This is a genomic window from Mycolicibacterium doricum, from assembly GCF_010728155.1.
GTDB lineage: Bacteria > Actinomycetota > Actinomycetes > Mycobacteriales > Mycobacteriaceae > Mycobacterium > Mycobacterium doricum.
In genome coordinates this window covers 229,378-254,923 of the sequence record NZ_AP022605.1, presented here as the reverse complement: position 1 = coordinate 254,923, position 25,546 = coordinate 229,378, and the positions used below count along the sequence as shown (strand labels likewise).

The window sequence follows — 25,546 nt, the reverse complement described above, 5'->3', positions numbered from 1 at the left end:
GCGCGCAGGTGACTGTGGAGTTGGCGCATCCCTCGACCGAGCCGCTGGCGTCCCGGTCGCCGACCACTCCCGCCCACCCACGCTGGTGGTTCCTGTGGACCACGCCGGGCCGCATCCTCACCATCGGTGTCGTGCTGGCTGCTCTGGCGATCGCCAGTGCGTTTGCCACGTCGACGACCATCAACGACCGTCAGCAGGCGCTCACCACCGTCCTCAACCACACCGAACCGCTGTCGTTCGCCGCCGGGGAGTTGTACAGCCGGCTGTCGGTGGCCGACGCCGCCGCGGCGACAGCGTTCATCGCCGGCACCGAACCCCGCGACGTACGCCAGCGCTACGAACAGGCCATCACCGATGCCGCGGTGGCCCTCACCCGGGCCTCGAGCGGGCTGACCGACGAGGAGCTGGTGCAGTTGCTCGGCCGGATCAACGCCGAGCTCGCCGTGTACACCGGACTCGTGGAGACGGCGCGAACCAACAACCGGGCGGGCAACCCGGTCGGCTCGTCGTATCTGTCCGAGGCGTCGTCGCTGATGCAGACACAGATCCTGCCGGACGCCCAGCGGCTGTACGAACGGACCTCGGCGCAGGTCGACCAGGAGACCGGCGCATCGACCCGCATCCCGGCGCCGGTCATCCTCGTCGTGCTCGCGACACTGTTGTTCGGTCTGTTCGCCAACCGCTGGCTGGCCCGGCGGACCAGGCGGCGGGTGAACATCGGGTTCGTCGCGGGCGGTATGGCGGTGCTGATCATGGTGTTGTGGGTCGGCACCGCGCTGGCCATCTCGACCACCGACAGCCGCAACGCCAAGGGCACCGGAGCCCAGTCGCTCAAGACGATCACCACCCTGGCCATCACCGCGCAGCAGGCCCGCGCCGACGAGACGCTCGCCCTGATCCGCCGTGGTGACGAGGAGGTCCGCAAACAGTCCTACTACCAGCGGATCGACGGTATGCAGAAGAAGCTGGCGGACTACCTCGCGAGCGAGGACGCCATCGACAGCGCCGACCTGATCGCCGCGGAGGACCTGCTGTCGCGGTGGCGAGCGGCCGACGACCGCATCAACGCCTACATCGCCGTCGGCAACTATCAGGCCGCCACCCAGGTGGCGCTCGGCACCGGCGAGGACGATTCCACGCCGGCGTTCGACAAGCTCAACGACGCGCTGAGCAATGCGATCGAGCAGAGCCGAAGCCAGCTGCGCAACGACATCCTCAACGCACGACGGGTGCTGTCGGGTGCGACGGCAGGTGCGGCGGCGCTCAGTGCGATCGCGGCGGTGGCGGTGGCGCTGGGCTTGTGGCCACGACTCAGTGAGTACCGGTGATGGCGATGAGGTCGGTCCGGCTGCTCGCCTCACTCACCACTGCGGTGGTGATGCTGGCCGGTTGCGGGCAGGCGGTCTCGGTGGTACCGACCCCCGGTGTGACGCTGGCGCCACCCACCCCGGCCGGCATGGCGGAGTTGCCGCCCGAACAGGCGCGGTTGCCGATGCCCGACAACGACGACTGCGACCGTAGGGCGAGCCTGCGCCCCTTCCCCACTCGCGCCGAGGCCGACGCCGCAGTGGCCTACATCCGTGAGCGCGGCAGGCTCATCGTCGGGCTCGACATCGGCAGCAACCTGTTCTCCTTCCGCGATCCCATCACCGGCAACATCACCGGTTTCGACGTCGACATCGCCGGTGAGATCGCCCGCGACATCTTCGGCAGCCCAGCCCCGGTCGACTACCGGATTTTGTCGTCGGCGGACCGGATCGTCGCACTGCAGAACAACCAGGTCGACGTCGTGGTCAAGACCATGACGATCACCTGTGAGCGCAAGCAGCAGGTCGGCTTCTCGACGGTGTACCTCAACGCCAGCCAGCGGATTCTGGTTCCGCGGGATTCGGCGATCACGCGGGCCGCGGACCTGTCGGGCCGGCGGGTGTGCGTGGTGAAGGGGACGACGTCACTGCGCCGGGTCCAGCAGATCAGCCCCCCGCCCATCATCGTGGCCACCGTCACCTGGGCGGACTGCCTGGTGGCGTTGCAGCAGCGGCAGGTCGACGCGGTCAGCACCGACGACGCGATCCTGGCCGGGCTGGTGACCCAAGACCCCTATCTGCACATCGTCGGGCCGAGTATGAACCAGGAGCCCTACGGAATCGGGGTGAACCTGGAGAACACCGGGCTGGTGCGGTTCGTCAACGGGACCCTGCAGCGCATCCGCAGCGACGGCACCTGGTACGCGCTGTACCGCAAGTGGTTGTCGGTGCTGGGCCCGGCGCCCGCACCACCGGCGGCGAGGTACGTCGACTGATGGCCACGTCCGAACACGACCTCGACCCCGCTGTCGACGAGGAACCCGGCACCCAACCGGCCAGCCTGGACGACCTCGATCCGGATTCGGCGTCGACGATGCGGCCGATGGCCACCCAGGCGGTGTTCCGCCCGGGCTTCGAGGACTCGGACAGCATCGGCGTGCACACCGGGGACACCGAACCGCAGGAGCACGCCACCACGGCGATCCGAACGCTGTCGCCGGTCCGCAGGCTCGGCGGCGGGCTGGTCGAGATCCCACGGGTGCCCGCCAAGGATCCCCTCCAAGCGCTGATGACCAATCCGGTGGTCGCCGAGAACAAGCGTTTCTGCTGGAACTGCGGGCGGCCGGTCGGGCGTTCGACAACGGGCGGCAAGGCCCAGTCGGAGGGCTGGTGCCCGCACTGCGGCAGCCAGTACTCGTTTCTGCCGCAACTCAATCCAGGTGACATGGTCGCCGACCAATACGAGATCAAAGGCTGCATCGCCCACGGCGGTCTGGGCTGGGTGTATCTGGCGTTCGACCACAATGTCAACGAGCGGCCGGTGGTGCTCAAGGGTCTGGTGCACTCCGGTGACGCCGAGGCGCAGGCCATCGCGATGGCGGAGCGGCAGTTCCTTGCCGAGGTGACGCATCCGGGGATCGTGAAGATCTACAACTTCGTCGAGCACGAGGACAAGCACGGCAACCCGGTTGGTTACATCGTGATGGAGTACGTCGGTGGGACGTCACTCAAACAGGCGAGGGGGAAACGGCTTCCGGTCGCTCAGGCTATCGGTTACATGATGGAGATCCTGCCGGCGCTGGGCTATCTGCATTCGCTTGGGCTGACCTACAACGACCTCAAACCCGAGAACATCATGCTGACCGAGGACCAGGTCAAGCTGATCGACCTCGGCGCGGTGTCGACGATCAACTCGTTCGGCTACCTGTACGGCACACCGGGTTACCAGGCACCCGAAATCGTGCGGACGGGGCCGACCGTGCAGAGCGACATCTACACCGTCGGGCGCACGCTGGCGGCCTTGACACTCGAATTGCGCACACGCAAGGGCCGTTACGTCGAGGGGTTACCCGCGGACGATCCGGTGCTCGCCCAGTACGACTCGTTCGGCCGGTTGCTGCGCCGCGCGATCGACCCGGACCCGCGGCGGCGGTTCGCCAGTACCGAGGAGATGTCGTCCCAGCTGCTCGGTGTGCTGCGTGAGGTGGTGGCCCGCGACACCGGCGTACCGAGACCCGGTCTCTCAGTGGTGTTCTCGCCCACCCGTTCGACGTTCGGCATCGACCTGCTGGTCGCCCATACCGATGTCTACGTCGACGGGCAGGTTCACTCGGAGAAGCTGACCGCGCGGGAGATCGTCAGGGCGCTACCCGTGCCGCTGGTGGATCCGTCCGACGTCGGCGCCGCGGTGTTGTCGGCCAGCGTGCTGAGCGAGCCGGTGCAGACGCTCGACCAGTTGCGTGCCGCCCGTCACGGTGCGCTGGATTCCGAGGGCATCGACCTGTCCGAATCCGTCGAGTTGCCGCTCATGGAGGCACGCGCGCTGCTCGACCTCGGTGACGTCGCGAAGGCCACCCGCAAGCTCGACGACTTGGCCGCCCGCGTCGGTTGGCGGTGGCGGCTGGTGTGGTTCCGCGCGGTCGCCGAACTGCTGTCGGCCGATTATGACGCCGCCACAAAGCATTTCACCGAGGTGCTCGACACGCTGCCCGGCGAGTTGGCGCCGAAGCTGGCGTTGGCGGCCACCGCCGAACTCGCCGGATCCGACCTCGACCAGGCGCCGTCGCGCAAGTTCTACGAGACGGTGTGGGGTACCGACCACGGCATCATCTCGGCGGGATTCGGTTTGGCCCGGGCGCAGTCCGCCGAGGGCGATCGGGAGGGCGCTGTGCGCACCCTCGACGCGGTTCCGGCCACCTCGAGGCATTTCACGACCGCCCGGCTGACCAGTGCGGTGACGCTGCTCTCAGGGCGGTCGTCGAGCGAGATCACCGAACAGCAGATCCGCGACGCCGCCCGCCGGGTGGAGGCGCTGCCCGACACCGAACCACGGGTGCTGCAGATCCGGGCGCTCGTGCTGGGCACCGCGATGGACTGGTTGGTCGACAATTCGGCGAGCACCAACCACATCCTGGGCTTCCCGTTCACCGAGCACGGACTACAGCTCGGCGTCGAGGCGTCGTTGCGTGCGCTGGCACGCGTTGCGCCCACCCAGGCACACCGTTACGCACTGATCGACCTGGCCAATAGCGTGCGCCCGATGAGCACGTTCTAAAGGCACCCTCACGGCACACTGGGGCGCCGCTGGTACACGGTCACGCGCCAGCGTCAGATCACGTCGAGGCAGGCCCGCGCGATCGCCAACTCCTCGTTGGTCGGGATGACGAGCACCGTGGTCGGCGATGTCTCGGCGGAGATGCGGCGAGCTGCATGTGACGGGCTCTCGTTGAGATGCTCGTCCAACTCGATACCCAGCCGGCCCATGCCCGAGAGCGCATCGCGTCGCACCGCGGCGTCGTTCTCGCCGACCCCGGCGGTGAAGACGACGACGTCCGTGCTGCCCAGCAGCGCGAGGTAAGCCCCGATGTACTTGCGCAGCCGGTGAATGTACACGTCGTAGGCGAGTTGCGCTTGTTCGTCACCGCTTTGGATGCGCTGATGCAGCAGCCTGAAGTCGATCTCACCACCAAGACCACGTACCCCGGCCCGCTTGTTGAGCATCGTCTCGATCTCGTCGACCGCCATACCAGCTGTCCGCCAGAGATAGGCGAAGACGCCGGGATCGATGTCGCCGGACCGGGTGCCCATCACCAGTCCCTCCATCGGCGTCAAACCCATCGAGGTGTCGACCGGTCGGCCACCGAGGATCGCCGACGCCGAAGCACCGTTGCCCAGGTGCAGCACGAGCTGGCTCAACGACGACAACGGGGCGTCGAGGAACAGTGCGGCCTGCTCGCTGACATACCGATGCGACGTGCCGTGGAACCCGTAGCGCCGGATGTGCCACTGCTCGGCGATGTCCCGGTCGATCGCGTAGGTCGCCGCGGCGGCAGGCAAGTCGTGGAAGTAGGCGGTGTCGAACACCGCGACGTGTGGCAGGTCGGGCAGCGCCTTGCGGGCCACCCGGATACCGAGTACGGCAGGCGGATTGTGCAGCGGCGCCAGCGTAGCCAGCTCCTCGAGCTTTCCGACCAGGGCGTCGTCGATGACGGTGGGCCGATAGAGATCCGGGCCGCCGTGGACGACACGGTGCCCGACGGCGACCAGGCCTGTGCCCAGATCCGCGCCGGCCGCGTCGAACAGGTCGAACGCCGCCCTCAGCGCAGCGTCATGGTCGGCGACGGGGTCGTCGCGGGTCACCTCCCGCTCGCCGTATGTCAGGCTCGCCGAAGAGGATTCCTCGCCGATGCGCTCGACGATTCCGTTCGCCACGGCGCGCCCGGTATCCGGTTCGACCAGTTGGAATTTCACCGACGAGGAGCCGGAGTTGAGCACGAGCACTGTGCGGGCCATCAGTCCCCCTGGGCCTGGATCGCGGTGATCGCGACCGTGTTGACGATGTCTTCGACCAGGGCGCCCCGCGAGAGGTCGTTGACCGGTTTGTTGAGCCCCTGCAGGACCGGGCCGATGGCGATCGCCCCGGCGCTGCGCTGCACTGCCTTGTAGGTGTTGTTGCCGGTGTTGAGATCGGGGAAGATCAGCACGGTGGCCCGGCCGGCGACGGGTGACTCCGGCATCTTCGTCTTGGCGACCGACGGTTCCACGGCGGCGTCGTACTGGATCGGGCCCTCGACGAGCAGGTCGGGTTCCCGCTTGTGCACGAGTTCGGTTGCCTCGCGCACCTTCTCCACGTCGGCGCCGGTGCCGGATGTGCCCGTCGAGTAGGACAACATCGCCACCCGAGGCTCGATGCCGAACCGCGCCGCCGTGCGCGCGGAGGAGATGGCGATGTCGGCCAACTGTTCGGAAGTCGGGTTGACAACGATGGCGCAGTCGCCGTAGGCCAGCACCCGGTCCGCCAGACACATCAGGAAAATGCTCGAGACCGTCGACACGTCGGGCAGGGTCTTGATGATCTCGAACGCCGGACGGACCGTGTGTGCCGTGGTGTGCGCCGCACCGGAGACCATGCCGTCGACCATGTCGTTGTGCACCAGCATGGTGCCGAAGTACGAGACGTCGTGGATGACCTCCCGGGCCTGCTCGACGGTGACGCCCTTGTGCTTGCGCAGTTCGGCATACTGCTCGGCGAACCGGTCGCACAGGTCGCTGGTCCGCGGATCGAGCACCGCCGCGGCGCTCAGGTCGACGCCGAGTTCGGCGGCACGAGCTCGCACCCGTGCCTCCTCCCCGAGGATCGTCAGATCCGCGACGCCGCGCGCCAGCAGGCGGCCCGCCGCTTTGAGGATGCGGTCGTCGTCCCCCTCGGGCAGGACGATCCGCTTGCGGTCCGCCCGCGCCCGGTCGAGAAGCTGGTAGGTGAACATCTGCGGGGTGGTGACCGTCGGGATCGGAATCGCCAACCGGCTCAACAGCTCCGCGGTGTCGACATGGGTCTCCATCAGCGTCAGCGCGGTGTCGATCTTGCGCGCCGACGTGGCGGTCACCCGCCCTCTGGTGCCCGCCACCCGACTGGCGGTCTCGAACGTGCCGTAGTCGGTGGCGACGATCGGCAACCGCAGCCCCAGCCCGGCGACCAGTCTGGCGACCGAAGGATGCAGCTGCAGCCCACCGTTGAGGATGATGCTCGACAACGACGGAAACCCTTCGGCCGCATGGGCGCTGGCGACGACAAGGACCACGTCGGACCGATCGCCGGGTGTCACCACGGTGACGCCTTCGGTCAACCGCTCCAGCACGTGTTCGGCGGTCATGCCCGCGACCAGCACGTCCATCGCCTCGCGGACCAGCAGTGTCTCGTCGCCGCTGATCATGGTGCCGTCGACAGCGTCGCGCAGTTCGGCGACCGACGGCGCAACGAGCACCGGTTCCTCGGGCAACACGTAGGCCTGCGGGCCGCCGTTGCGCTGCAGCGCCTGGCGCACCTCGTCGAGCTGGTCGGGATCACATCGGTTGGCCACCACCGCGGCGGTGTGCGCGTGGTGGACGGCGATCTCGTCGAGGCAAAGGTCGACGACCTGGACGACCTCCTCGGGAGTGCGTCCGCGGGCCTTGACGGCGAGGACGACCGGCGCGCTGAGGTTGGCGGCGATACGCGCGTTCATCGACAGCTCGCTCGGGCTGGCCACGTCCGTGTAGTCGCTACCCACGATCAGCACAGCGTCGCATCGGTCCGCGACGCGGTGGAATCGGTCGACGATATCGGCGAGCGCGTTGTCGGGGTCCTCGTGCAGTTGGTGATAACTCACTCCCACGCAGTCCTCGTACGGCAGGCCTGCCGTGGCGTGGGCCAGCAACAGCTCCAGGATGTAGTCCCGTGCCGGACCCTGCCGGGTGATGGGCCGGAACACGCCCACCTTGGCGGCGGTGGCCGTCAGGCGGTCGAGCAGTCCGAGCGCGATGGTCGATTTCCCGGTGTCGCCTTCCGGCGACGCGACGTAGATCGCAGAGACGCGCGAGTCGGTCTGGTCGGGCACCCTCACAGCCTGCCGCATCAGCGGCATTGCGGCCAGCACACCGCTGACTTCCGGAGAAACGGTCAGGGTCGGCGAAGTTTGTTGTCGAAGACCCGTCAGCCAAGCTTGCGCAGCCGTGGCTCCAGATCCCGCTGGAACAGTTCGAGGAAGCGGCGCTGGTCGTGGCCCGGGGCGTGGAACACCAAGTGGTTCAAGCCCCATCCGACATAGTCCTTGACCTTCTCGACGGCCTCCTCCGGATCTGATGCCACGATCCAGCGCTTGGCGACCTGTTCGATCGGCAACTCGTCGGCGGCCTTCTCCATCTCGATCGGGTCGTCGATACTGTGCTTCTGTTCGGGGGTCAGCGACAACGGCGCCCAGAACCGCGTGTTCTCCAGCGCCAGTTCGGGATCGGTGTCGTAGGAGATCTTGATTTCGATCATCTTGTCGACGTCGTCGACGTTCTTACCGGCCGCGTCGGCGCCTTCGGCGACCGCAGGCAGCAGCCTGTCCCGGTACAGCTCCTCACCCTTGCCGGAGGTGCAGATGAAACCGTCACCAGAGCGGCCGGCGTACTTGGCGACCACTGGCCCGCCCGCCGCGACATATACCGGCACACCACCTTCAGGCACGTCGTAGATCAACGCACCCTTGGTGCGGTAATACTCCCCCTCGAAGTCGACGCGGTCGCCCAGCCACAGCTCCCGCATCAACCGCACCGATTCGCGCAGCCGCGCGAACCGCTCCTTGAAGTCCGGCCAGTCGCCCTCATATCCGGTAGCGATCTCGTTGAGTGCCTCGCCGGTGCCCACACCGAGGAAGATCCGGTTAGGGTACAGACACGCCATCGTCGCGAAAGCCTGCGCGATAACGGCCGGGTTGTACCGGAACGTCGGCGTCAGCACCGACGTGCCCAGCTGCAGGCGCTCGGTGCGCTCACCGACGGCGGTCATCCACGCCAACGAGAACGGTGCATGCCCACCCTCGTGGCGCCACGGCTGGAAGTGATCACTGACCGTCGCGCTGTCCATCCCGTGCGCTTCGGCCGCCACCGCTAGTTCGACGAGTTCCCGCGGCGCGAACTGCTCCGCCGACGCCTTGTATCCCAGTGTGAGTTCAGCCATGGTCTCTCCCTGCTCCTCGCGTGCGCACGCCTCGTTTCTACTCCTCTGCCTACACTCGCGTCCCTGCCTACACTCGCGGCATGGCAGCAGCACTGACAGCCGTGACCGACCGGGTTCACCTCGCGCGGACCGACCTGGTGAACTGGACGCTGGTCGCCGACGACGCAGGCGTGCTGCTCATCGACGCCGGCTTTCCCGGGCACCGCGACGACGTCGTAGAGTCCGTACGGCGGTTGGGTTTCGGAGTCGACGACATCCGCGCAATCCTGTTGACACACGCTCACGTCGACCACTTCGGTTCGGCGATCTGGTTCGCCGAGACGCACGGCGTGCCGGTCTACGCCCACGCCGACGAGGTCGGCCACGCCAAACGCGACTACCTCGAACAGGTGTCTCCGCTCGCCGTCGCCAGACATGCCTGGCAGCCCCGCTGGCTGAAATGGTCGTTGGCCATCAGCGGCAAAGGCGGGACACACCGCGGTGGCATCCCGACCGCCCAAGCCCTGACCGACGAGGTCGCCGCGACGCTGCCCGGAACCCCGAGAGCCGTCCCGACGCCCGGCCACACCGGCGGCCACTGTTCCTACCTCGTCGACGGCGTACTCGTCAGTGGCGACGCGCTGGTGACCGGTCACCCACTGCTCACCGACATCCGCCCGCAGCTGCTGCCTGATCTCTTCAACCACGACCAGAGGCGCTGCGTGGGCAGCCTCGCCGCGCTGGCGTCGCTACAGACCGATGTACTGCTGCCCGGACACGGTCCGCTGTGGCGCGGACCGATCGGCGAGGCTGCGCAGGCCGCCGCCCGCTAGGCCAACGGTCGCGTGTGACGCTCGCGCAGCTGACAAAGCGGTCACCGCAGCAGCTTGGCGAACGCCACCGGGTACACCTCCTCCTCCGCGGGAAGGGGTTCGGCGAGGCGCTGATAGCCGGCCGCGAGATAGAGCGCCTCGGCCTCGGGCTGGCGGTCGCCGGTGGTCAGGTAGATCCGGCGGTAGCCGCGGGCGGCGATCTCCCGTTCGAGTTCGGCGAGCAGTGCGCGGCCGAAACCCCGTCGGCGATGCGCGCTGTCGGTCCAGATGCGTTTGAGTTCGGCGGTCTCGGCTCCCTCGACGACACCGAAGCGGCGGAACGCCCCGCCGGTGACGGGGGTGTCGCCCAGCAGCCCGATCAGCAGGGCGCCGTGGGGTGGGGAGAACTCCGAGGCCGGGTAGCGGCGCAGCCACGCGAGGATCGCCTCGGCGCGGCCCTCGTACCGGTCGGCGTATTCGACGGCGAGTTCGGCGAGCAGGGGCTCGGCCAGCGGGTCGCTCTGATCCACGGCTAGGAACCGCAAGTCTGCGATCACCGGATCACCTTTTCAGGCCCTCTTTCCGGGCCCGCCGCGGACTTCCCGCGACACTAACTGAGTGCCCGGTCGAGGTCGCGGATCAGATCATCGGTGCCCTCCAGCCCGACCGAGACCCGCACCACACCGTCACCCAGACCGATCGCGGCGCGGCCCTCCGGGCCCATCGCCCGGTGCGTGGTCGTGGCGGGGTGCGTGATCAGCGATTTGGCGTCGCCGAGGTTGTTCGAGATGTCGATCAACTGCAGCTTGTCGAGCACCTCGAAGGCCCGGTCCTTGCCGCCGGACAGTTCGAACGTGACGACGGTTCCGCCGCCACACATCTGCCGCTTGGCCAGGTCGTACTGGGGATGGGACTGGAGGAAGGGGTATTTCACCCAACCCACCGACGGATGCTCCTCGAGGAACTCCGCGATCCGCTGCGCCGATCGGTTCGAATAATCCAACCGCACCGCCAGCGTCTCCAACCCCTTGAGCAGCGTCCACGCGTTGAAGGCGCTGATCGCCGGGCCGGTGTGGCGCATCAGCTTCTGCACCGGACCGTCGATGTACTCCTGTGACCCGAGGATCGCGCCGCCGAGCACCCGGCCCTGCCCGTCGATGTGCTTGGTACCGGAATAGACCACCACGTCGGCGCCCAGCGGCATGCCCTGCTGCAGCAGCGGCGTCGCGAAGACGTTGTCCAGCACCACCGTTGCGCCGGCCGCATGAGCCATGTCGGAGACCGCGGCGATGTCGACCAGGGACTGCATCGGATTCGACGGCGTCTCGAAGAACACCGCCTGTGTGGGGACCGACAGCGCCTCCTCCCACTGCGCGAGGTCGTCCCCGTCGACGAACACCGTCTCCACACCCCACCGCGGCAGGATCTCGTTGCAGACCACGAAACACGAGCCGAACAGCGAACGCGCGGCGACCAACCGGTCACCGGCGCCGAGCAACGCGCCCAGCGACGTGAACACCGCCGCCATACCGGTCGCCGTCGCGAAGCAGGCGGGCGCACCCTCCATCAGGCGCAGCCGTTCCTCGAACATCGTGATCGTCGGATTGCCGTACCGTGAGTAGACATACCGGTCGATCTCCCCGGTGAACGCCTTCTCCGCCTCGGCGGCCGACGCGTACACGTATCCGGAGGTGAGGTACATGGCCTCGGCGGTCTCCTCGAAACCGGATCTCAGCAGACCGCCGCGCACACCGATGGTCGCCTGCCCGACCCCTTCGGGCAGCTCGGCGGGCCTGCGGACCGACGGCACCTCGTCTTGACGGCCGGCGCTCATGACTGCTTCCAGGGCAGCCCCACGGCTTTCCAGCCGCTCCCGCCACGATGGGCAGCCTCGTCGAGGTTGCCCTCGAAACCGTCGAGGATGTTGTACGACGGTCCGATCCCCGCCTCGGTCGCGGCTTCCGCTGCGCCGATGGAGCGGTTGCCGGAGCGGCACAGGAACACCACCGGACGCTCGCCCGGCGTGACGCCCGCGTCCTTCAGATCGTCGACGAACCGCTGGTTGTGGGTGCCGTCGGTGTGGTTCCACTCGATGAACACCGCATCGCGGGACAGCGGCGACAGATCGGGCACGCCGACGAAGCGCCACTCGGCCTCAGTGCGGACATCGACCAGAACGGCGTTCGGGTCGCTGTCGAGTAACTGCCAGGCCTGCTCGGGCGTGATGTCTCCCGCATAACTCACGGCCGTGAGTCTCGCACACCTAGCCAGAACCGGTCGAACACACCTTCCATGCTCCGTCCTCCCGGACGAAGGTCGTCGCCACCCCGAACTTGTCGTCTTCGGACTTGTCGAAGTGATAGGTGACCGTGGCGGTGGCTCGGTCGCCGTCGACGGCGACGTCGCTCACCCCGTCGAGGAACCGGGCGCCCTGCTCGGCGGACGACGTGCGTTGCCGCTCGAGCACTTCGGCTTCAGTCGCATGCTCGGCACGGCAGGTGTACTGCTGGAAAGCCGAGTAGTCCTCGCGCTGCAGGGCGTCGTTCTGCGCGGCGGCGGCCCGGCCGATCAGCTGTTCGGGGGTCGGTTGGTCACCCTCGACGAGGTTGACCAGCCAGATACCGATCACGACGAGCGCAATGATGCCGAGCGCGATGAGGAACGGGACCGCGGTGGGCCGGTCGCTCGGTCGGCCGGTGTACGGATCGGGTCCAGGGGGCACCGGTCACCACAGCCTGCACAGCGCGGCGCCCACCCGGCGGGCGCGGTCCCGGGCGATGATCACATCCGGTGCGGTGGCCAGTGCGACCCCGAGCCGGCGTCGGCCTTCTGTCTCGTCAGCTCGGCCGAACAGCCAGACATCGCTCTCCTGGGTGGCCAGCGCCTCGGCCACCACCGTGGAGATGTCGTCACCCGACGGTTCGGCGACCGAGGTCTCGGTGCCCGCGTAGCGCACCTCCGCGGCGCCGGGCGAGATCATGATCGTGTCGACCGCGAGGCCGAGGATCGCCCGGGCGTGCAGTTCGAACTGCGATAGCCGCTGTGAACGCAGCGTCACCAGTCCGGTGTCCTGGGGCCGGGCCCGGACGTCGGAGAAGTACACCTCGTCGCCGCGCACGAGCAGTTCGACCGCGAAGACGCCCCTGCCGCCCAGCGAGTTGACGATGCGTGCGGCGATCGACTTCGCCGCGTCCAGGGCCGCCGGCGTCATCTGCTGCGGCTGCCACGACTCGAGCGTGTCGCCGTCGCCGGGGCGGTGTCCGATCGGTTCACAGAAGGCCAGCGTGGGGCCGGTGACGCCGGTGCTGCGCACCGTCAGCAGTGTCACCTCGTAGTCCACCTCGACGACCGTCTCGGCCATCACCCGGCTGTGGGTGATCCGCCCCGCGGCGATGGCACGCTGCCAGGCCGGTTCGACGTCCTCGGCACGGAGCAGGACCGACTGGCCTTCCCCGGGCGCGCCGGAGATCGGTTTGACGACGAGCGGGAACCCGGCGTGCTGGGAGACCGCGCCGAGCTCCTCGGCCGAACCGGCGAACCAGAACGGGGCGGTGGGCAGGCCGAGCTCATCAGAGGCCAGGCGGCGCAGCCCCTCGCGGTCCTGACCCAGCCGGGTGCTGCGCGGGGTCGGGAAGACGTCGACACCGCCACGTTCGGCGACCGCGATCAACGCGTCGGCGGCGATGGCGCCCGACTGGGCGACGACGTACCGCGGTTTCTCCCGCTCGATCAGCGCGGTGACGGCTTCGGTGTCGGTCAGCCGCACGACGGCCGAGCGGTCGGCCACCCCGTGCGCCGGCGCATCGGCGTACCGGTCCACGGCCACCACGACCGCACCCAGCCGCTGGAAGGCCAGCGCCAGTTCGCGACTGAGTTCGCCGGCGCCGAGCAGCAGCACCGTGCTCCCGGGTGCGGCCGGTGCGGCCTGCGGGGCAACCACCTCGGGGTCGGTGACGGGTGTGTCGGCGTCGGTTGGTTGAGTCATCGCCCGCCAGCCTGCCAGATGCTCAACCCAGCCGGGAGGTCTCAGCCCACCCGGAGGTCCTCAGCCCACCCGGAGGTCGATGTAGCACCACCGCCAGGACTCCCCCGGTTCGGCTGACCGCATGACGTGGCCCGCACGCGCCGCGACGCCGTAGATCTGCGGTACGTTCGGTTGGTATGACTGCGGCCCCCGCCCTGCCACCGCTCCACATGCAACGCAACGGCTTCGACCCGACCGCCGAGTTGCGCGAAATCCGGGAGTCGGCCGGAGTCCGGATGACCAAGAATGCGTTCGGGATGGACGTGTATCTGGTGACCCGCCACGACGACGTCAAGGCTGTGCTGGCCGACCACACGCGGTTCTCCAACACCCGCCCGCCCGGTTTCGGCGGTGTGGGAGGGGCGCTGTCCGATGCCGAACAGGCCAGAAGGCAGGCGGGCAACCTGCTCGCCAACGACCCGCCCGAACACTCGCGGCTGCGCCGGATGCTGACGCCGGAGTTCACGTTGCGCCGGATCAACCGGCTCGAACCGCGCGTCGTGGCGATCGTCGACGAGCACCTGGACGCGATGGCGAAGGCCGGCCCGCCGACCGATCTGGTGGCCGGCTTCGCGTTGCCCATACCGTCGCTGGTGATCTGCGAACTGCTCGGCGTGCCGTACGCCGACCGGGAGGAATTCCAGCGGCGCAGCGCCCGTCAGCTCGACCTGTCGCTGTCGATCCCCGAGCGGCTCGCGCTGGCCCGCCAGGGCCGTGAGTACATGCACTCACTGGTGAGCCGGGCCCGGCGCACACCGGGCGACGACATCCTCGGGATGCTGGTGCGTGAGCACGGTGACGAGTTGATCGACGACGAGCTGGTCGGCATCGCCGGGCTGCTGCTACTCGCCGGGCACGAGACCACGTCGAACATGCTGGGCCTCGGTGTGCTGGCGCTGCTGCGCCACCCCGAACAGCTCGCCGCGGTGCGCGACGATCCGGCGGCGGTGGGGCCCGCGGTGGAGGAGCTGCTGCGGTGGCTGTCCATCGTGCACAGCGGTATCCCGCGGATCACCACCACCGACGTCGAGGTGGCCGGCGTGGCGATCCCGAAAGGCCAGCTGGTGGTCGTGTCGTTGCCGTCGGCCAACCGCGACCCCGCGTTGGTGGAGGCGCCGGAGGCACTCGACATCGGCCGCGGCACGGTCGGCCACCTCGCGTTCGGCCACGGTGTGCACCACTGCCTCGGTGCGCCGCTGGCCCGCATGGAGATGCGGATCGCGTTCCCCGCGCTGCTGCGTCGATTCCCGACCCTGACCCTGGCCGAACCGTTTGACGACGTGGAGTTCCGCTCGTTCCACTTCATTTACGGGCTGCGGTCGCTGCAGGTGGGATGGTGATGACGCGATGAGGATCGACGCGGACCGTGGGGTGTGCATCAGCGCGGGCAACTGTGTGATGGCCGCGCCGGAGGTGTTCGACCAGGACGACGACGGCATCGTCGTGCTGCTGGCCGATCCGGTGCCCGAGAGCGAGCAGGAGCGCGCCCGGGAAGCGGTCAGGCTGTGCCCGGCGACGGCGCTGCGGGTGGCGCCGGAGTGAGTGCGCGGCAGTAGATGAGCGCGCTGACCACCAGGACCCAGGCCGGGAAGGTCAGCACGAGCCACATGCTGACCTCGGCGGCGGCCATCAGGGCCAGCGCGACGAGGTAGGTGCCGTAGGCCAGCGGTCGGGGCATCAGACCGGTGCGCAACCAGATCGTGGCCAGCGAGACCATGAACACTGCGGCCATCCGCAGCGCGTAGGTCTTGCTCAGGGCGACCACCAGCGTCTGGCCGAATACGGTGAGGTGGTCGTGCGTCGTCGCGCCGCGGCCCGCCACCAGCGCGACGCCCACCGCCGACGCGACGAACATCATCGCCAGGAACAGCAGCCCGCTACCGAGGAACACGGTCGCGAAGAACTTGTCCTCGTACCGGCCGAAGCCGTCCCGGATCACGCCGACGAACCACAGGAACGTGATACCCGCGAACGGCATGAGGACCGCGGCCACACGGAGCTGCGGGGTGGCGCCGTCGACCCACTGCGATCCCGGTTGGGCGCCCGCGGGAAGCGCGGTGTGGATGAGGATCAGTGCCGCTCCGAAGAGTAGGGCGAAGAGCACCCCCGCCAGCGCCGCGGCTCTGGGCGTCGACGGCCTGCGGGGCATCACGGCTGGCCGGGCAGCAGCCGGATCATCAGGCCGTTCGCCTCGGCCAGCAGATTCTCCTCACCGTCGCGCAGCTCGGCGTTGATGAAGGCCTTCCGTCCCTGCGCCTCGCGCACCCAGCCGCGGATCGTGAGCGGGGTGTCGATGGGCGTGACCCTGCGGTAGTCGACGTGCAGGAAGGCGGTGCGGCTGATCGGCCTGCCCGTCGCGTGGACCACCATGCCGAACGTCGAGTCGAACATCAACGGCAGGACACCGCCGTGCACCGCCCTGTTGCCACCCACGTGGTAGCGGCTGAACTGCACGGTCAGCTCGACGCCGTCAGGATCGAACCTGGTGATGCGGTAGGGCGGCATGAGCAGGCTACCCCTACCCGGCAGGGACGGCACCCGGTTCGCCGGTCCGACGCCCTCGGCGGCCTCGAACGGGCCGAGCAGCGCGGTCAGCTCTTCGACGAGATCCGCGGCGCGATCCCATGTCGCGCCGTCCGGGTCAGCCGACACCGCGAGGTCTTGGGCACGGCGCATCGCGGTGAGGAAGCGCCCGAAACCGGGTCCGGGCGTGGCGGGCTTGAAGTCGGGAAAGCCACCGTGCCTGCCGTATTCGGGATCCTCGATCCGCGGGCCGGTCACCGCCGCGCCGCCAGGACGTCGCGGCGCACGATCACCTGGTCACGTCCGGGTCCCACACCGATACACGAAACATGAGCTCCGGCAAGCCCTTCGAGGCGCAGCACGTAATCGCGCGCCTTGGCGGGCAGATCCTCGAATTCCCGCGCCGCGGAGATGTCCTCCCACCAGCCGGGCAGTTCCTCGTAGATCGGTTCGGCACGGGCGATGTCGCTCTGCGTCATCGGCATCTCGTCGGTGCGCTTACCGTCGACCGTGTACCCGACGCACACCGGTACGGTCTCCAGGCTCGACAGCACGTCCAATTTGGTCAGGAAGTAGTCGGTGATGCCGTTGACGCGGGTGGCATACCGGGCGATCACCGCGTCGAACCAGCCACAGCGGCGGGCCCGGCCGGTCGTCACCCCGACCTCCCCGCCGGTCTTGGCCAGGTAGGCGCCGTACTCGTCGAAGAGCTCGGTGGGAAACGGGCCCGACCCCACCCGTGTCGTGTATGCCTTGAGGATGCCGAGCACCGTCGTGATGCGGGTCGGGCCGATGCCGGACCCGACGGCCGCACCGCCCGCCGTGGGGTTGGACGAGGTGACGAACGGATAGGTGCCGTGGTCGACGTCGAGCAGCGTGCCCTGCGATCCCTCCAGCAGCACGGTCTCACCACGCTCGAGCGCGGCGCCGAGCAGCAGCCGGGCGTCGGCGATGCGGTGTTTGAACCCCTCGGCCTGCTCGAGCAGGGTGTCGACCACCTCGGCGGCGTCGAGGGCCTTGCGGTTGTAGATCTTGACCAGCACCTGGTTCTTGAACTCCAGCGCGGCCTCGATCTTCTCGGCCAGCTGCACGGGGTCGAGCACGTCGGCGACGCGGATGCCGATGCGGGCGACCTTGTCCTGATAGCAGGGCCCGATGCCGCGGCCGGTGGTGCCGATCTTCTTGCTGCCTGCCCAGCGCTCGACAACCTTGTCGATGGCGACGTGATACGGCATCAGCAGATGGGCATCGGCCGAGATCAGCAGACGTTCGGTGTCGACGCCGCGCTCCTGGAGGCCGCTGAGCTCGGTGAGCAACACACCGGGATCGACCACGACGCCGTTGCCGATGACGTTGGTGACGCCGGGGGTGAGGATCCCCGACGGGATGAGGTGCAGGGCGAAGTTCTCGCCGGTGGGGAGCACGACGGTGTGACCGGCATTGTTACCCCCCTGGTATCGCACGACCCACTGCACGCGGCCGCCGAGTAGATCGGTGGCCTTTCCTTTGCCCTCGTCACCCCACTGGGCGCCGATGAGCACGATTGCCGGCATGGCTTAGTCTCCCGCTTGATGTGGTGCAGCCGGTGACACACCCTATCCCAGCAGGTCGGGAGGATCGCTCTTGAGTGCCAGAGACAGGGGCGACGGCGTCGTCGTGCTCCGCTTCGCCGGACGCCGCGCACCACGCGGACTGACCGGTCTGGACAACGTGGAGGTAGCCGGTTCGGAGGACATCGAGGCGGCCGCGGCCACCGCCCGCCGGCTGGTCGTCGTCGGTTCCGACGCGGACGTCGCGGCGGTGCTGACCCGGCTGATGCGCAGCGAACGGCTCGGCGTCGAGCTGGCCACCGCCCGGGGCCTGCTCACGGCCCGTACGGCGCTGTCCGGCACTGCCCGGCGGGTGCCGCTGATCAGGGACGACGCCGGGTTCGCGATCGTGGGGTCGGCCGAGTGGCGCGGCGTCGGCCAGGACCTGTTCGGTGAGGCCGTGGTCGACGACACCACCTTGTTCTCCGGCGACGTCGCGGGAGTACGGATCGAGCCGACGGCGGAGATGCCGGGGCTGCGCGCGGCGGTGCTGACCGGACGCGGACGGCCGCACCGCTGGGTGGCCGGGCGGGCCGCGCAGTTGGGGACGACAGGCGCGCGGGTGATCCGCGACGGCGTCGAGGGGGCGCGTGAGGTGAAACGGTCGACGTTCTACCGCCACATCGAGGGCTGGCTGCGGGTCAGCTGACGCTCGGCCGGGTGGGATGCGCGTCGGCCGGTAACGTCGAACCGTGAGCATCCGCCCGCTGCGCCAATCGGTGCGGCCGAGCCCCGTCTTCCTCGCCGTCGTGGCGATCACCGTCGCCGGCGGGGCCCTGGCATGGACGGCGATGGACACCGTGCGGCCACTGGCGTATGCCGGGGTGTTCGTCTTCGTGATCGCGGGCTGGCTGGTGTCGCTGTCCCTGCACGAGTTCGGGCACGCCTACACCGCATTCCGGTTCGGCGACCGCGACGTCGAGATCCGCGGCTATCTGACGCTCAACCCACTGAAGTACTCGCACCCAATGCTCTCGCTCGGGCTGCCGGTGCTGTTCATCGCCCTCGGCGGAATCGGGTTGCCCGGCGGCGCCGTCTACCTGCGGACATCGTGGATGACACCGCGCCAGAAGACACTGGTCAGCCTCGCCGGCCCGAGCGCGAACCTGGTGCTGGCGGTCCTGCTGCTCGGGGCGACGAGCCTGCTGCACGACCCGGCGCACAGCGTGTTCTGGGCGGGTCTGGCGTTCCTCGGGTTCCTGCAGGTCACCGCGTTCGTCCTCAACATGCTGCCCATCCCCGGCCTGGACGGCTACGGCGCGCTCGAACCGCATCTGAGCCCGGACACCCAGCGGGCCCTCGTGCCCGTCAAGCAGTGGGGTTTCTTCATCTTGTTGATCCTGCTGTTCGCGCCCACGCTCAACCAGTGGTTCTTCGGCGCGGTGTACTGGCTCTCCGAACTGTCCGGGGTGCCGAGTGCCCTGACGTCAATCGGCGGTCAGTTGACGCGCTTCTGGTCTGCCTGGCTGTAGCCGTCCTGCGCGGGCCTTGCGATATATGCGACTTTGCGCATAGATTGCTGGCATGGGCGCCGGCCACGATCACCAGCACGGGACCGACACCCGTGTCAGCAGCATGCTCGTCGCCGCGGCCATACTCTCCGCATTCTTCGTCCTCGAACTCGTCACGGCGCTGTGGATCGACTCGATCGCGCTGCTGGCCGATGCCGGGCACATGCTCACCGACCTGGTTGCGATGTTCATGGGTCTGACCGCGGTGCTGCTCGCCCGGCACGGCAGCGCTTCCCCCGCCCGAACGTACGGCTGGCACCGCGCCGAGGTGTTCACCGCCGTCACCAATGCCGCACTGCTGCTCGCGATGGCGGTGTTCGTCCTCTACGAGGCGGTCGAACGGATCGGCGACGCACCGGATGTTCCCGGCGTACCGATGATCGTGGTTGCGCTGGCCGGGCTGGCCGCCAATGCCGTCGTCGTCCTACTGTTGCGATCCGACGCCAAGGAGAGCCTCGCGGTCAAGGGCGCCTACCTGGAGGTCGTCGCGGACACGGTCGGCAGCATCGCGGTGCTCATCGCCGGCATCGTGACGGTGACGACGCGCTGGCCGTACGCCGACGTCGTCGTCGCGGTGTTCGTCGCGCTGTGGGTGCTGCCCCGGGCGATCTCGTTGGCGCGGGCGGCGCTGCGGATCCTCTCGGAGTCGTCGCCGGCGCACATCGACGTCGACGAACTGCGGACGGCGCTGGGCAACGTCGAGGGTGTTACCGAGGTACACGATCTGCACGTGTGGACGCTGGTTCCCGGCAAGGACGTCGTCACCGCGCACCTGACGTCGGCGCGCGATTCGGCTCGGGTCCTCGACGACGCCCGCTCGGTGCTGGCCGCCCGCGGCCTCGACCATGCGACAGTGCAGGTCGAACCGCCGGGCGACACCGCCGACTGCAATTGCGAGAGCAACGACTGGTAGCGCGGGCCGGGCCCGTCGCTCAGCTCAGCCCGAACTCCGCCCGCGCCGACGGATCGCAGTCGTCGAGCAGGTCGAGGCAGCGCTGGAATTCGTCGGTCTCGCCGATCGTGTCCGCCGCGCGGGCCAGCGCGGCCACACAGCGCAGGAACCCGCGGTTGGGCTCATGCCGGTAGGGCACCGGGCCGAAGCCTTTCCAGCCGTTGCGGCGCAGCTGGTCGAGTCCGCGGTGGTAGCCGGTGCGGGCGTACGCGTAGGCGGTGACGGCCTTGTCGTCGGCGAGCGCCTCCTCGGCAAGAGCGGCCCACGCGACCGACGCCGACGGATGGGCCGCGGCCACGATCGCCGGGTTCTCGTTCGCCTCGAGTTCCGCTTCCGCTTCAGGGTCACCTGGCAGCAGTACCGGGTCCGGTCCGAGAAGGTCGCCCATCCGCGTCATGGGACACATTGTGCCGTGCCGGTCGCGGCGAGCGGTCATCGGCCCGAATCGGTCGATAAGCTCCATCAGTAGCGTCGTCGGAGGAGGAACGCAGCGGGATGTCGAACCCACGAGGGCCCGAACAGGGTGACGAGCCGGCCGTGCCGTCGGACGGTGAACGCCGCTTCACCGCGCCGTCGAGCTTCGACGCCGGATCCACCCAGAAGATCGATCCGCCGCCAGAGCCCGCGACCGAGGTGTTCCCGAGGCCGGAGACCGGCCACACCGGATCCGCCACCGACCCGTTCGCCGCGCAGAAGGCCGCCGGCCCACAGGTCATCCCTCCACGCGGAGACGCTCCCACGCCGCCGCAGCAGGGGCGGCGCAGTTGGGGCTGGGTGGTGGCCGTCGTGTTGGTCATCGCTGCGCTCGTGGCGATCGCGATCCTCGGCACGATCCTGCTGACCCGCGGGTCCGGGTCGGCGACTTCGCAGGAGGACCAGGTCCGCGCGACAATCGAGCAGTTCGACGTCGCGATCCAGAGCGGCGATCTGGCGACACTGCGGAGCATCACCTGCGGCGCCAAGCGCGACAGCTACGTCAACTACGACGACAAGGCGTGGGAGGAGACCCACAAACGGGTGGCCGCCGCCAAGCAGTACCCGGTAGTCGCCAGCATCGACCAGATCGTCGTCAACGGCGACCATGCGGAGGCCAACGTCACCGCATTCATGGCCTACGCCCCGCAGACCCGCTCGACCCGGAGCTTCGACCTGGAGTTCCGCGACGACCAGTGGAAGATCTGCCAGGCCCCGTCGCCCTAACTCGCCGTGACCGAGCGGCCCTCGCTGTGGAGATCCCGGCAGGCCTCGACGACCCGTTCGACCATTCCCGCCTCGGCCTTCTTCAGATAACTGCGCGGGTCGTAGACCTTCTTGTCGCCGACCTCGCCGTCGACCTTGAGGACACCGTCGTAGTGGGTGAACATGTGCCCGGCGATCGGCCGGGTGAACGCGTACTGGGTGTCGGTGTCGACGTTCATCTTGACCACGCCGTAGCGCAACGCGTCCTCGATCTCGGACTTCAACGACCCGGAGCCGCCGTGGAACACGAAGTCGAAAGGCTGCGCGTCGGAGTCCAGGCCGAGCTTCGCGGCGGCCACCTTCTGTCCCTCCGCCAGCACCTCGGGCCTGAGTTTGACGTTGCCGGGCTTGTACACGCCGTGCACGTTGCCGAACGTGGCGGCCAGCAGATACCGGCCGCGCTCACCCGCGCCGAGGGCGTCGATGGTCTTCTCGAAGTCCTCCCACGTGGTGTAGAGCTTGTCGTTGATCTCGGCCTCGACGCCGTCCTCTTCGCCGCCCACCACGCCGATCTCCACCTCGAGGATGATCCTGGCCGCGGCGGCTTGTGCGAGCAACTCCCGCGCGATCGTGAGGTTCTCGTCGATCGGCACGGCCGATCCGTCCCACATGTGCGACTGGAACAGCGGGTCACCGCCCGCGGCGACGCGATCGGCGGAGATGGCCAGCAGCGGGCGGACGTAGGTGTCGAGTTTGTCCTTCGGACAGTGGTCGGTGTGCAAAGCGACGGTGATCGGATACTTCTCGGCGATCACGTGGGCGAACTCGGCCAGCGCGACGGCGCCGGTCACCATCTCCCTGACGCCCAGCCCGGAGGCGAATTCGGCTCCGCCGGTGGAAACTTGGATGATGCCGTCACTACCGGCGTCGGCGAATCCCTTGATGGCGGCGTTGACGGTCTCCGACGATGTGCAGTTGATGGCGGGGAACGCGAACGAATGCTGCTTGGCGCGGTTCAGCATCTCGGCGTACACCTCAGGGGTGGCAATCGGCATAGAGGAAGTATCCCCCTATTCGGGCGTGATCACCTGGTGAGAACCAAGCGGTACCGCGCGGCGCTGGTCCATCGCGGCGTAGGCCTCGGCCGACGTGGACGAGGGTCAACGGCTCGCTCCGGGTGGCGGCAACCCTGGACCGGTATCTTGGGTACCCATGACGACCACCCATCTGGCCCTCATGCCCGACTTCCTGGATCCGATGACGCTGCTCGGCTACTTCGGGACCTGGGCGCTGGTGGGCCTGCTGGTCGTGATCTTCGTCGAATCCGGGCTGCTGTTCCCGGTACTTCCCGGTGACTCGCTGCTGTTCGTGGCGGGCATGTTGGCGGCCGGGACGGCCGCGGTGGCCGCCGACGGCGGTGAGCCGATCAACTTCCAGCTGTGGCAGCTGCTGGTCTTCATCCCCATCGCCGCGATCCTGGGCGGCCAAGTCGGCTACTGGATCGGCCGCAACGTCGGCACGGCGATGTTCAAACCCGACGCCCGGTTCCTCAAGCAGAAGTACCTCGACGAGGCGCATCTGTTCTTCGAGGCGCGCGGACCGTTCGCGATCGTGCTCGCCCGGTTCGTGCCGATCGTGCGGACGCTGGCCCCCCTCACCGCGGGCGCTGCCCGGATGAGTTATCCGGTCTTCGCGCTGTTCAACATCCTCGGCGCCGTTGTCTGGGGGGTCGGGCTGGTGCTGCTGGGCTACACCCTCGGCCAGTTCGAGATCATCCAGAAGCTGCTCGAACCGATCTTCATCGCCATCGTGCTGGCCTCAGTCGCGCCCATGTTCATCGAGTACTACAAGCGGCGCCGCGCCGCGAAGCAGGCCGGGATCGCCGCTCGGCCGATCGATCTGGCTTAACCGGCGAGCTCGGTCAGGATCGCCGCTGTCGGCTTCTCGGCGGCGTGCCGGTAGCCCGTACCGGCCCACAGGTGGATGACGTCGGAGTCGCCGGCCGCGGCCGCCGCTTTGCGCAGCGGGCTCGTCAGGTGGTGGATCGCGGGATAACCCAGCGGCGCGGAGGCCTCGAACCGGTCGATGAACCGGTTGCGCAGCCCGCGTGCGGGGCGCCCGGTGAATGCACGGGTGAGGACCGTCTCGGTGCGCGATGGATCAGCCAGCGCGGCTTTGTGGGAGGCCGAGGCGCCGCTCTCCTCGGCTCGCAACAGCACTGTGCCGACGGCCGCGGCGGACGCCCCGGCGCGCAGCACCGCTGTCACCTCAGAGGCGGCGGCGAGTCCGCCTGCCGCGATGACGGGTAGACCGACCTTGTCGAGCACCTGTCGCACGAGGTCGGTGAGCGGCACCGGTGCGGGCATGCGCTCGGGAGTGAAGGTGCCCGAGTGCCCGCCGGCGACCCACCCCTGCACGGCGAGCATGTCGACCCCGGCGGCCGCGGACGCCTCGGCTTCCTGCACCGAGGTGACGGTCTGAACGACCGTGGTGCCGGCCTTCTGCAACGCCCGGATGACGTCGCCGCCGGGCAGGCCGAAGGTGAAACTCACGATCGGCACCGGATCGGCGCGCAGCAGGTCGATCTTCGCGTCGAACGCATCGTCGTCGTCATTCGGGTCGGCGGGCAGGGTCAGGCCATAGCGGTCCGCCTCGGATTGGACGGCGGCCGCGTACCGGCGATAGGCGTCGACGTCGATGGGCACCGGGTTCGGCGCGAAGACGTTGACGCCGAACGGGACCGACGCCGCGCGCACGGTCGCGATCTCCGTCCGCAGGGCTTCGGGCGTCTTGTACCCCGCTGCGAGCAGACTGAGGCTGCCCGCGGCGGCGGCCGCGTTGACCATGGCGGCGGTCGTGGCGCCGCCCGCCATGGGTGCGGCGATCACGGGTAGACGGACACCCAGGTCGGTCAGTGGTGACGTCATCGATGCTCCTCGTGGTGATCGTGCCACGAGAATGCGGCCGTCGGCGTCGTGTCCCCCGAAGTTCCGCCGCAGGGCCCCGCATGTCCCCAATAGTGGAGGGCTCCGCCGCGCTGAGAGCTACGTTCTGAGCCCCAGCACGTCGGCGAGCTCACGCAGCGCCGGCCGCGGATCGGCCGTCGGATCGTCGCCGAGGACCTGCAGCACCACATGGTCGGCGCCGGCGTCGAGGTGTGCGGTCACCGAGGCGGCGGCCTGCTCGACCGATCCCATGCCGACGATCGCGCGGGCCAATCGATCCGAGCCGCCGCGCACCAGATCCGATTCGTCGAATCCCTGACGCAACCAGGAATTCCGGTAGTTCGGCAGCCCGCTGTATACGTCGAGGTGTTGGTGCGCGCGACGCAGCTGGTCGGCGTCGTCGCCGCCGATCGCGACCGCCTGCTCGGAGACGATCCACTTGTCCGGCCCGAGGATCTGACGTGTGGTGCGGGTCTGCCCGGGCGTGACGAGGTACGGATGGGCACCGTCGGCGTAGGTCCCGGACAGCTCGATCATCTTCGGGCCCAAGGCCGCGAGCAGCCGGACCGGCCGCGGCGCACCGGGTTCGATCGCCTCGGACACCGCGGCCATCCGCTCGAGATAGGTGCGCATGGTCGCGAGCGGTTTCGCGTACGTCCCGCCCATCGCGTGTTCGACCAGCGGAGCGTGGCTCACTCCGAGCCCGAGCACGAAGCGGTTCGGGTGCAGCGCGCCCAGCGTGCGCCCCCCGGTCTCCGCCGCCGAGGGCAGCCGAACGTGGATGTTGGCGATGCCGGTACCGACTACCAGCCGGTCGGTGGCCGCCAGGAACGCCGCCGACTGCGTCAGGCACTCCTTGCCCGCCACCTCGGGGATGAACAGTGAGCCGAAGCCGAGCGCCTCGATCTCCCTTGCGACGTCCTGCGCGTCGGTGATCGACCACGTCTCACTGGCCCACCAGACACCGATGCGGGCGGGGAATTCGACGATCGACTTGCTGGGATCACCCACTGCCCCAACCGT

Annotated in this window: 26 protein-coding genes; 11 read left to right on the top strand and 15 right to left on the bottom strand. The window is 68.7% G+C overall.

The genetic code is table 11. From position 1 onward, the window contains the following. Positions 1 to 8 precede the first annotated feature (8 nt). From glnX to G6N07_RS01170, 3 genes are read left to right on the top strand one after another with little or no spacing between them, the layout of a single operon-like run. The gene (gene glnX, locus G6N07_RS01180) at positions 9 to 1,328 is read left to right on the top strand and encodes a protein kinase G-activating protein GlnX (RefSeq protein WP_085189538.1); all 1,320 of its coding nucleotides are present in this window, start codon (positions 9 to 11) and stop codon (positions 1,326 to 1,328) included. Next, the gene (locus G6N07_RS01175; protein ID WP_085189536.1) at positions 1,328 to 2,302 is read left to right on the top strand and encodes a glutamate ABC transporter substrate-binding protein; all 975 of its coding nucleotides are present in this window, start codon (positions 1,328 to 1,330) and stop codon (positions 2,300 to 2,302) included. The genes glnX and G6N07_RS01175 overlap by 1 nt, the downstream gene beginning before the upstream one ends. Further along, positions 2,302 to 4,581, top strand: coding sequence for a serine/threonine-protein kinase PknG (locus G6N07_RS01170; protein WP_085189534.1), 2,280 nt, complete (start codon positions 2,302 to 2,304; stop codon positions 4,579 to 4,581). The genes G6N07_RS01175 and G6N07_RS01170 overlap by 1 nt, the downstream gene beginning before the upstream one ends. 53 nt (positions 4,582 to 4,634) lie before the next feature. Here G6N07_RS01170 and G6N07_RS01165 read toward each other — a convergent pair whose 3' ends face one another. The 3 genes from G6N07_RS01165 to fgd form a co-directional block, all read right to left on the bottom strand. Continuing rightward, entirely contained in the window at positions 4,635 to 5,819 is a 1,185-nt protein-coding gene (locus G6N07_RS01165) for an acetate kinase (RefSeq protein WP_085189532.1), read from the bottom strand. Next, the gene (gene pta / locus G6N07_RS01160) at positions 5,819 to 7,903 is read right to left on the bottom strand and encodes a phosphate acetyltransferase (protein WP_235849658.1); all 2,085 of its coding nucleotides are present in this window, start codon (positions 7,901 to 7,903) and stop codon (positions 5,819 to 5,821) included. The genes G6N07_RS01165 and pta overlap by 1 nt, the downstream gene beginning before the upstream one ends. A gap of 95 nt (positions 7,904 to 7,998) precedes the next feature. Beyond that, positions 7,999 to 9,009, bottom strand: a complete 1,011-nt coding sequence (fgd, locus tag G6N07_RS01155) for a glucose-6-phosphate dehydrogenase (coenzyme-F420) (RefSeq protein ID WP_085189530.1) — start codon at positions 9,007 to 9,009, stop codon at positions 7,999 to 8,001. Positions 9,010 to 9,089: 80 nt separating this feature from the next. Between fgd and G6N07_RS01150 the strand changes: the two genes are divergently transcribed. Next, on the top strand, positions 9,090 to 9,821 hold the full coding sequence (locus G6N07_RS01150) for an MBL fold metallo-hydrolase (protein WP_085189528.1): 732 nt from the start codon (positions 9,090 to 9,092) through the stop codon (positions 9,819 to 9,821). Between the two features lie 41 nt (positions 9,822 to 9,862). Here the strand turns inward: G6N07_RS01150 and G6N07_RS01145 are convergent, their stop codons facing one another. Genes G6N07_RS01145 through purT form a run of 5 tightly spaced genes read right to left on the bottom strand, consistent with a single transcriptional unit; the run spans position 9,863 to position 13,785 of the window. Next, the gene (locus G6N07_RS01145) at positions 9,863 to 10,357 is read right to left on the bottom strand and encodes a GNAT family N-acetyltransferase (protein ID WP_085189526.1); all 495 of its coding nucleotides are present in this window, start codon (positions 10,355 to 10,357) and stop codon (positions 9,863 to 9,865) included. Between the two features lie 53 nt (positions 10,358 to 10,410). Then, positions 10,411 to 11,634, bottom strand: a complete 1,224-nt coding sequence (locus tag G6N07_RS01140; RefSeq protein WP_085189524.1) for an O-succinylhomoserine sulfhydrylase — start codon at positions 11,632 to 11,634, stop codon at positions 10,411 to 10,413. Next, entirely contained in the window at positions 11,631 to 12,044 is a 414-nt protein-coding gene (locus G6N07_RS01135) for a rhodanese-like domain-containing protein (RefSeq protein ID WP_085189523.1), read from the bottom strand. The genes G6N07_RS01140 and G6N07_RS01135 overlap by 4 nt, the downstream gene beginning before the upstream one ends. A 19-nt stretch (positions 12,045 to 12,063) precedes the next feature. Beyond that, the gene (locus G6N07_RS01130; protein WP_085189521.1) at positions 12,064 to 12,522 is read right to left on the bottom strand and encodes an Rv0361 family membrane protein; all 459 of its coding nucleotides are present in this window, start codon (positions 12,520 to 12,522) and stop codon (positions 12,064 to 12,066) included. A 3-nt stretch (positions 12,523 to 12,525) separates the two neighbouring features. Next, positions 12,526 to 13,785 (bottom strand): formate-dependent phosphoribosylglycinamide formyltransferase, encoded by a 1,260-nt coding sequence (gene purT / locus G6N07_RS01125; RefSeq protein WP_085189519.1) that lies wholly within the window; start codon positions 13,783 to 13,785, stop codon positions 12,526 to 12,528. Positions 13,786 to 13,961: 176 nt separating this feature from the next. Here purT and G6N07_RS01120 point away from each other — a divergent pair, with 176 nt between their 5' ends. Both G6N07_RS01120 and G6N07_RS01115 read left to right on the top strand, forming a co-directional pair. Then, entirely contained in the window at positions 13,962 to 15,164 is a 1,203-nt protein-coding gene (locus tag G6N07_RS01120; protein WP_085189517.1) for a cytochrome P450, read from the top strand. Positions 15,165 to 15,171: 7 nt separating this feature from the next. Beyond that, the gene (locus G6N07_RS01115) at positions 15,172 to 15,366 is read left to right on the top strand and encodes a ferredoxin (protein WP_085189515.1); all 195 of its coding nucleotides are present in this window, start codon (positions 15,172 to 15,174) and stop codon (positions 15,364 to 15,366) included. Here G6N07_RS01115 and G6N07_RS01110 read toward each other — a convergent pair. From G6N07_RS01110 to G6N07_RS01100, 3 genes are read right to left on the bottom strand one after another with little or no spacing between them, the layout of a single operon-like run. Then, on the bottom strand, positions 15,323 to 15,973 hold the full coding sequence (locus G6N07_RS01110; RefSeq protein ID WP_085189663.1) for a hypothetical protein: 651 nt from the start codon (positions 15,971 to 15,973) through the stop codon (positions 15,323 to 15,325). The genes G6N07_RS01115 and G6N07_RS01110 overlap by 44 nt on opposite strands. Continuing rightward, positions 15,973 to 16,605, bottom strand: coding sequence for a PaaI family thioesterase (locus G6N07_RS01105; protein ID WP_085189513.1), 633 nt, complete (start codon positions 16,603 to 16,605; stop codon positions 15,973 to 15,975). The genes G6N07_RS01110 and G6N07_RS01105 overlap by 1 nt, the downstream gene beginning before the upstream one ends. After that, entirely contained in the window at positions 16,602 to 17,900 is a 1,299-nt protein-coding gene (locus G6N07_RS01100) for an adenylosuccinate synthase (protein WP_085189511.1), read from the bottom strand. The genes G6N07_RS01105 and G6N07_RS01100 overlap by 4 nt, the downstream gene beginning before the upstream one ends. Positions 17,901 to 17,970: 70 nt before the next feature. Between G6N07_RS01100 and G6N07_RS01095 the strand changes: the two genes are divergently transcribed. The 3 genes from G6N07_RS01095 to G6N07_RS01085 are packed head-to-tail and all read left to right on the top strand — an operon-like array spanning position 17,971 to position 20,360. Continuing rightward, complete coding sequence (locus G6N07_RS01095; protein ID WP_085189509.1) at positions 17,971 to 18,585, top strand: peptidase M50; 615 nt, start codon at positions 17,971 to 17,973, stop codon at positions 18,583 to 18,585. A 43-nt stretch (positions 18,586 to 18,628) separates the two neighbouring features. Then, the gene (locus G6N07_RS01090; RefSeq protein WP_085189507.1) at positions 18,629 to 19,408 is read left to right on the top strand and encodes a site-2 protease family protein; all 780 of its coding nucleotides are present in this window, start codon (positions 18,629 to 18,631) and stop codon (positions 19,406 to 19,408) included. A gap of 52 nt (positions 19,409 to 19,460) precedes the next feature. After that, positions 19,461 to 20,360, top strand: a complete 900-nt coding sequence (locus G6N07_RS01085) for a cation diffusion facilitator family transporter (RefSeq protein WP_085189505.1) — start codon at positions 19,461 to 19,463, stop codon at positions 20,358 to 20,360. Positions 20,361 to 20,379: 19 nt separating this feature from the next. Here the strand turns inward: G6N07_RS01085 and G6N07_RS01080 are convergent, their stop codons facing one another. Continuing rightward, on the bottom strand, positions 20,380 to 20,796 hold the full coding sequence (locus tag G6N07_RS01080; RefSeq protein ID WP_085189661.1) for a DUF3151 domain-containing protein: 417 nt from the start codon (positions 20,794 to 20,796) through the stop codon (positions 20,380 to 20,382). A gap of 98 nt (positions 20,797 to 20,894) precedes the next feature. Between G6N07_RS01080 and G6N07_RS01075 the strand changes: the two genes are divergently transcribed. Beyond that, positions 20,895 to 21,599 (top strand): Rv0361 family membrane protein, encoded by a 705-nt coding sequence (locus G6N07_RS01075; RefSeq protein ID WP_085189503.1) that lies wholly within the window; start codon positions 20,895 to 20,897, stop codon positions 21,597 to 21,599. Here G6N07_RS01075 and fbaA read toward each other — a convergent pair. Next, positions 21,596 to 22,633 carry a class II fructose-bisphosphate aldolase gene (gene fbaA, locus G6N07_RS01070; protein WP_085189501.1) on the bottom strand — a complete coding sequence of 346 codons (1,038 nt, stop codon included), beginning with the start codon at positions 22,631 to 22,633 and terminating at the stop codon, positions 21,596 to 21,598. The two genes, G6N07_RS01075 and fbaA, sit on opposite strands and share 4 nt — an antisense overlap. Positions 22,634 to 22,790: 157 nt before the next feature. On the opposite strand from fbaA, the gene G6N07_RS01065 reads away from it, so the two are divergent. After that, entirely contained in the window at positions 22,791 to 23,486 is a 696-nt protein-coding gene (locus G6N07_RS01065; RefSeq protein ID WP_085189499.1) for a VTT domain-containing protein, read from the top strand. Here G6N07_RS01065 and G6N07_RS01060 read toward each other — a convergent pair. Together G6N07_RS01060 and G6N07_RS01055 are read right to left on the bottom strand one after the other, a co-directional pair. Then, on the bottom strand, positions 23,483 to 24,505 hold the full coding sequence (locus tag G6N07_RS01060) for a nitronate monooxygenase (protein WP_085189497.1): 1,023 nt from the start codon (positions 24,503 to 24,505) through the stop codon (positions 23,483 to 23,485). The two genes, G6N07_RS01065 and G6N07_RS01060, sit on opposite strands and share 4 nt — an antisense overlap. 117 nt (positions 24,506 to 24,622) lie before the next feature. Then, complete coding sequence (locus G6N07_RS01055; RefSeq protein ID WP_085189496.1) at positions 24,623 to 25,534, bottom strand: LLM class F420-dependent oxidoreductase; 912 nt, start codon at positions 25,532 to 25,534, stop codon at positions 24,623 to 24,625. Between the last annotated feature and the right edge of the window lie 12 nt (positions 25,535 to 25,546).

Coding starts and splice junctions, on each gene's coding strand:
- G6N07_RS01100 (WP_085189511.1), bottom strand. CDS start 17,900: ATGCCGGCAATCGTGCTCATCGGCGCCCAGTGGGGTGACGAGGGCAAA.
- G6N07_RS01060 (WP_085189497.1), bottom strand. CDS start 24,505: ATGACGTCACCACTGACCGACCTGGGTGTCCGTCTACCCGTGATCGCC.
- G6N07_RS01120 (WP_085189517.1), top strand. CDS start 13,962: ATGACTGCGGCCCCCGCCCTGCCACCGCTCCACATGCAACGCAACGGC.
- G6N07_RS01150 (WP_085189528.1), top strand. CDS start 9,090: ATGGCAGCAGCACTGACAGCCGTGACCGACCGGGTTCACCTCGCGCGG.
- purT (WP_085189519.1), bottom strand. CDS start 13,785: ATGACTCAACCAACCGACGCCGACACACCCGTCACCGACCCCGAGGTG.
- fbaA (WP_085189501.1), bottom strand. CDS start 22,633: ATGCCGATTGCCACCCCTGAGGTGTACGCCGAGATGCTGAACCGCGCC.
- G6N07_RS01115 (WP_085189515.1), top strand. CDS start 15,172: ATGAGGATCGACGCGGACCGTGGGGTGTGCATCAGCGCGGGCAACTGT.
- G6N07_RS01080 (WP_085189661.1), bottom strand. CDS start 20,796: ATGACGCGGATGGGCGACCTTCTCGGACCGGACCCGGTACTGCTGCCA.
- G6N07_RS01165 (WP_085189532.1), bottom strand. CDS start 5,819: ATGGCCCGCACAGTGCTCGTGCTCAACTCCGGCTCCTCGTCGGTGAAA.
- G6N07_RS01065 (WP_085189499.1), top strand. CDS start 22,791: ATGACGACCACCCATCTGGCCCTCATGCCCGACTTCCTGGATCCGATG.
- G6N07_RS01110 (WP_085189663.1), bottom strand. CDS start 15,973: ATGCCCCGCAGGCCGTCGACGCCCAGAGCCGCGGCGCTGGCGGGGGTG.
- G6N07_RS01170 (WP_085189534.1), top strand. CDS start 2,302: ATGGCCACGTCCGAACACGACCTCGACCCCGCTGTCGACGAGGAACCC.
- G6N07_RS01085 (WP_085189505.1), top strand. CDS start 19,461: ATGGGCGCCGGCCACGATCACCAGCACGGGACCGACACCCGTGTCAGC.
- G6N07_RS01175 (WP_085189536.1), top strand. CDS start 1,328: ATGGCGATGAGGTCGGTCCGGCTGCTCGCCTCACTCACCACTGCGGTG.
- G6N07_RS01075 (WP_085189503.1), top strand. CDS start 20,895: ATGTCGAACCCACGAGGGCCCGAACAGGGTGACGAGCCGGCCGTGCCG.
- G6N07_RS01140 (WP_085189524.1), bottom strand. CDS start 11,634: ATGAGCGCCGGCCGTCAAGACGAGGTGCCGTCGGTCCGCAGGCCCGCC.
- fgd (WP_085189530.1), bottom strand. CDS start 9,009: ATGGCTGAACTCACACTGGGATACAAGGCGTCGGCGGAGCAGTTCGCG.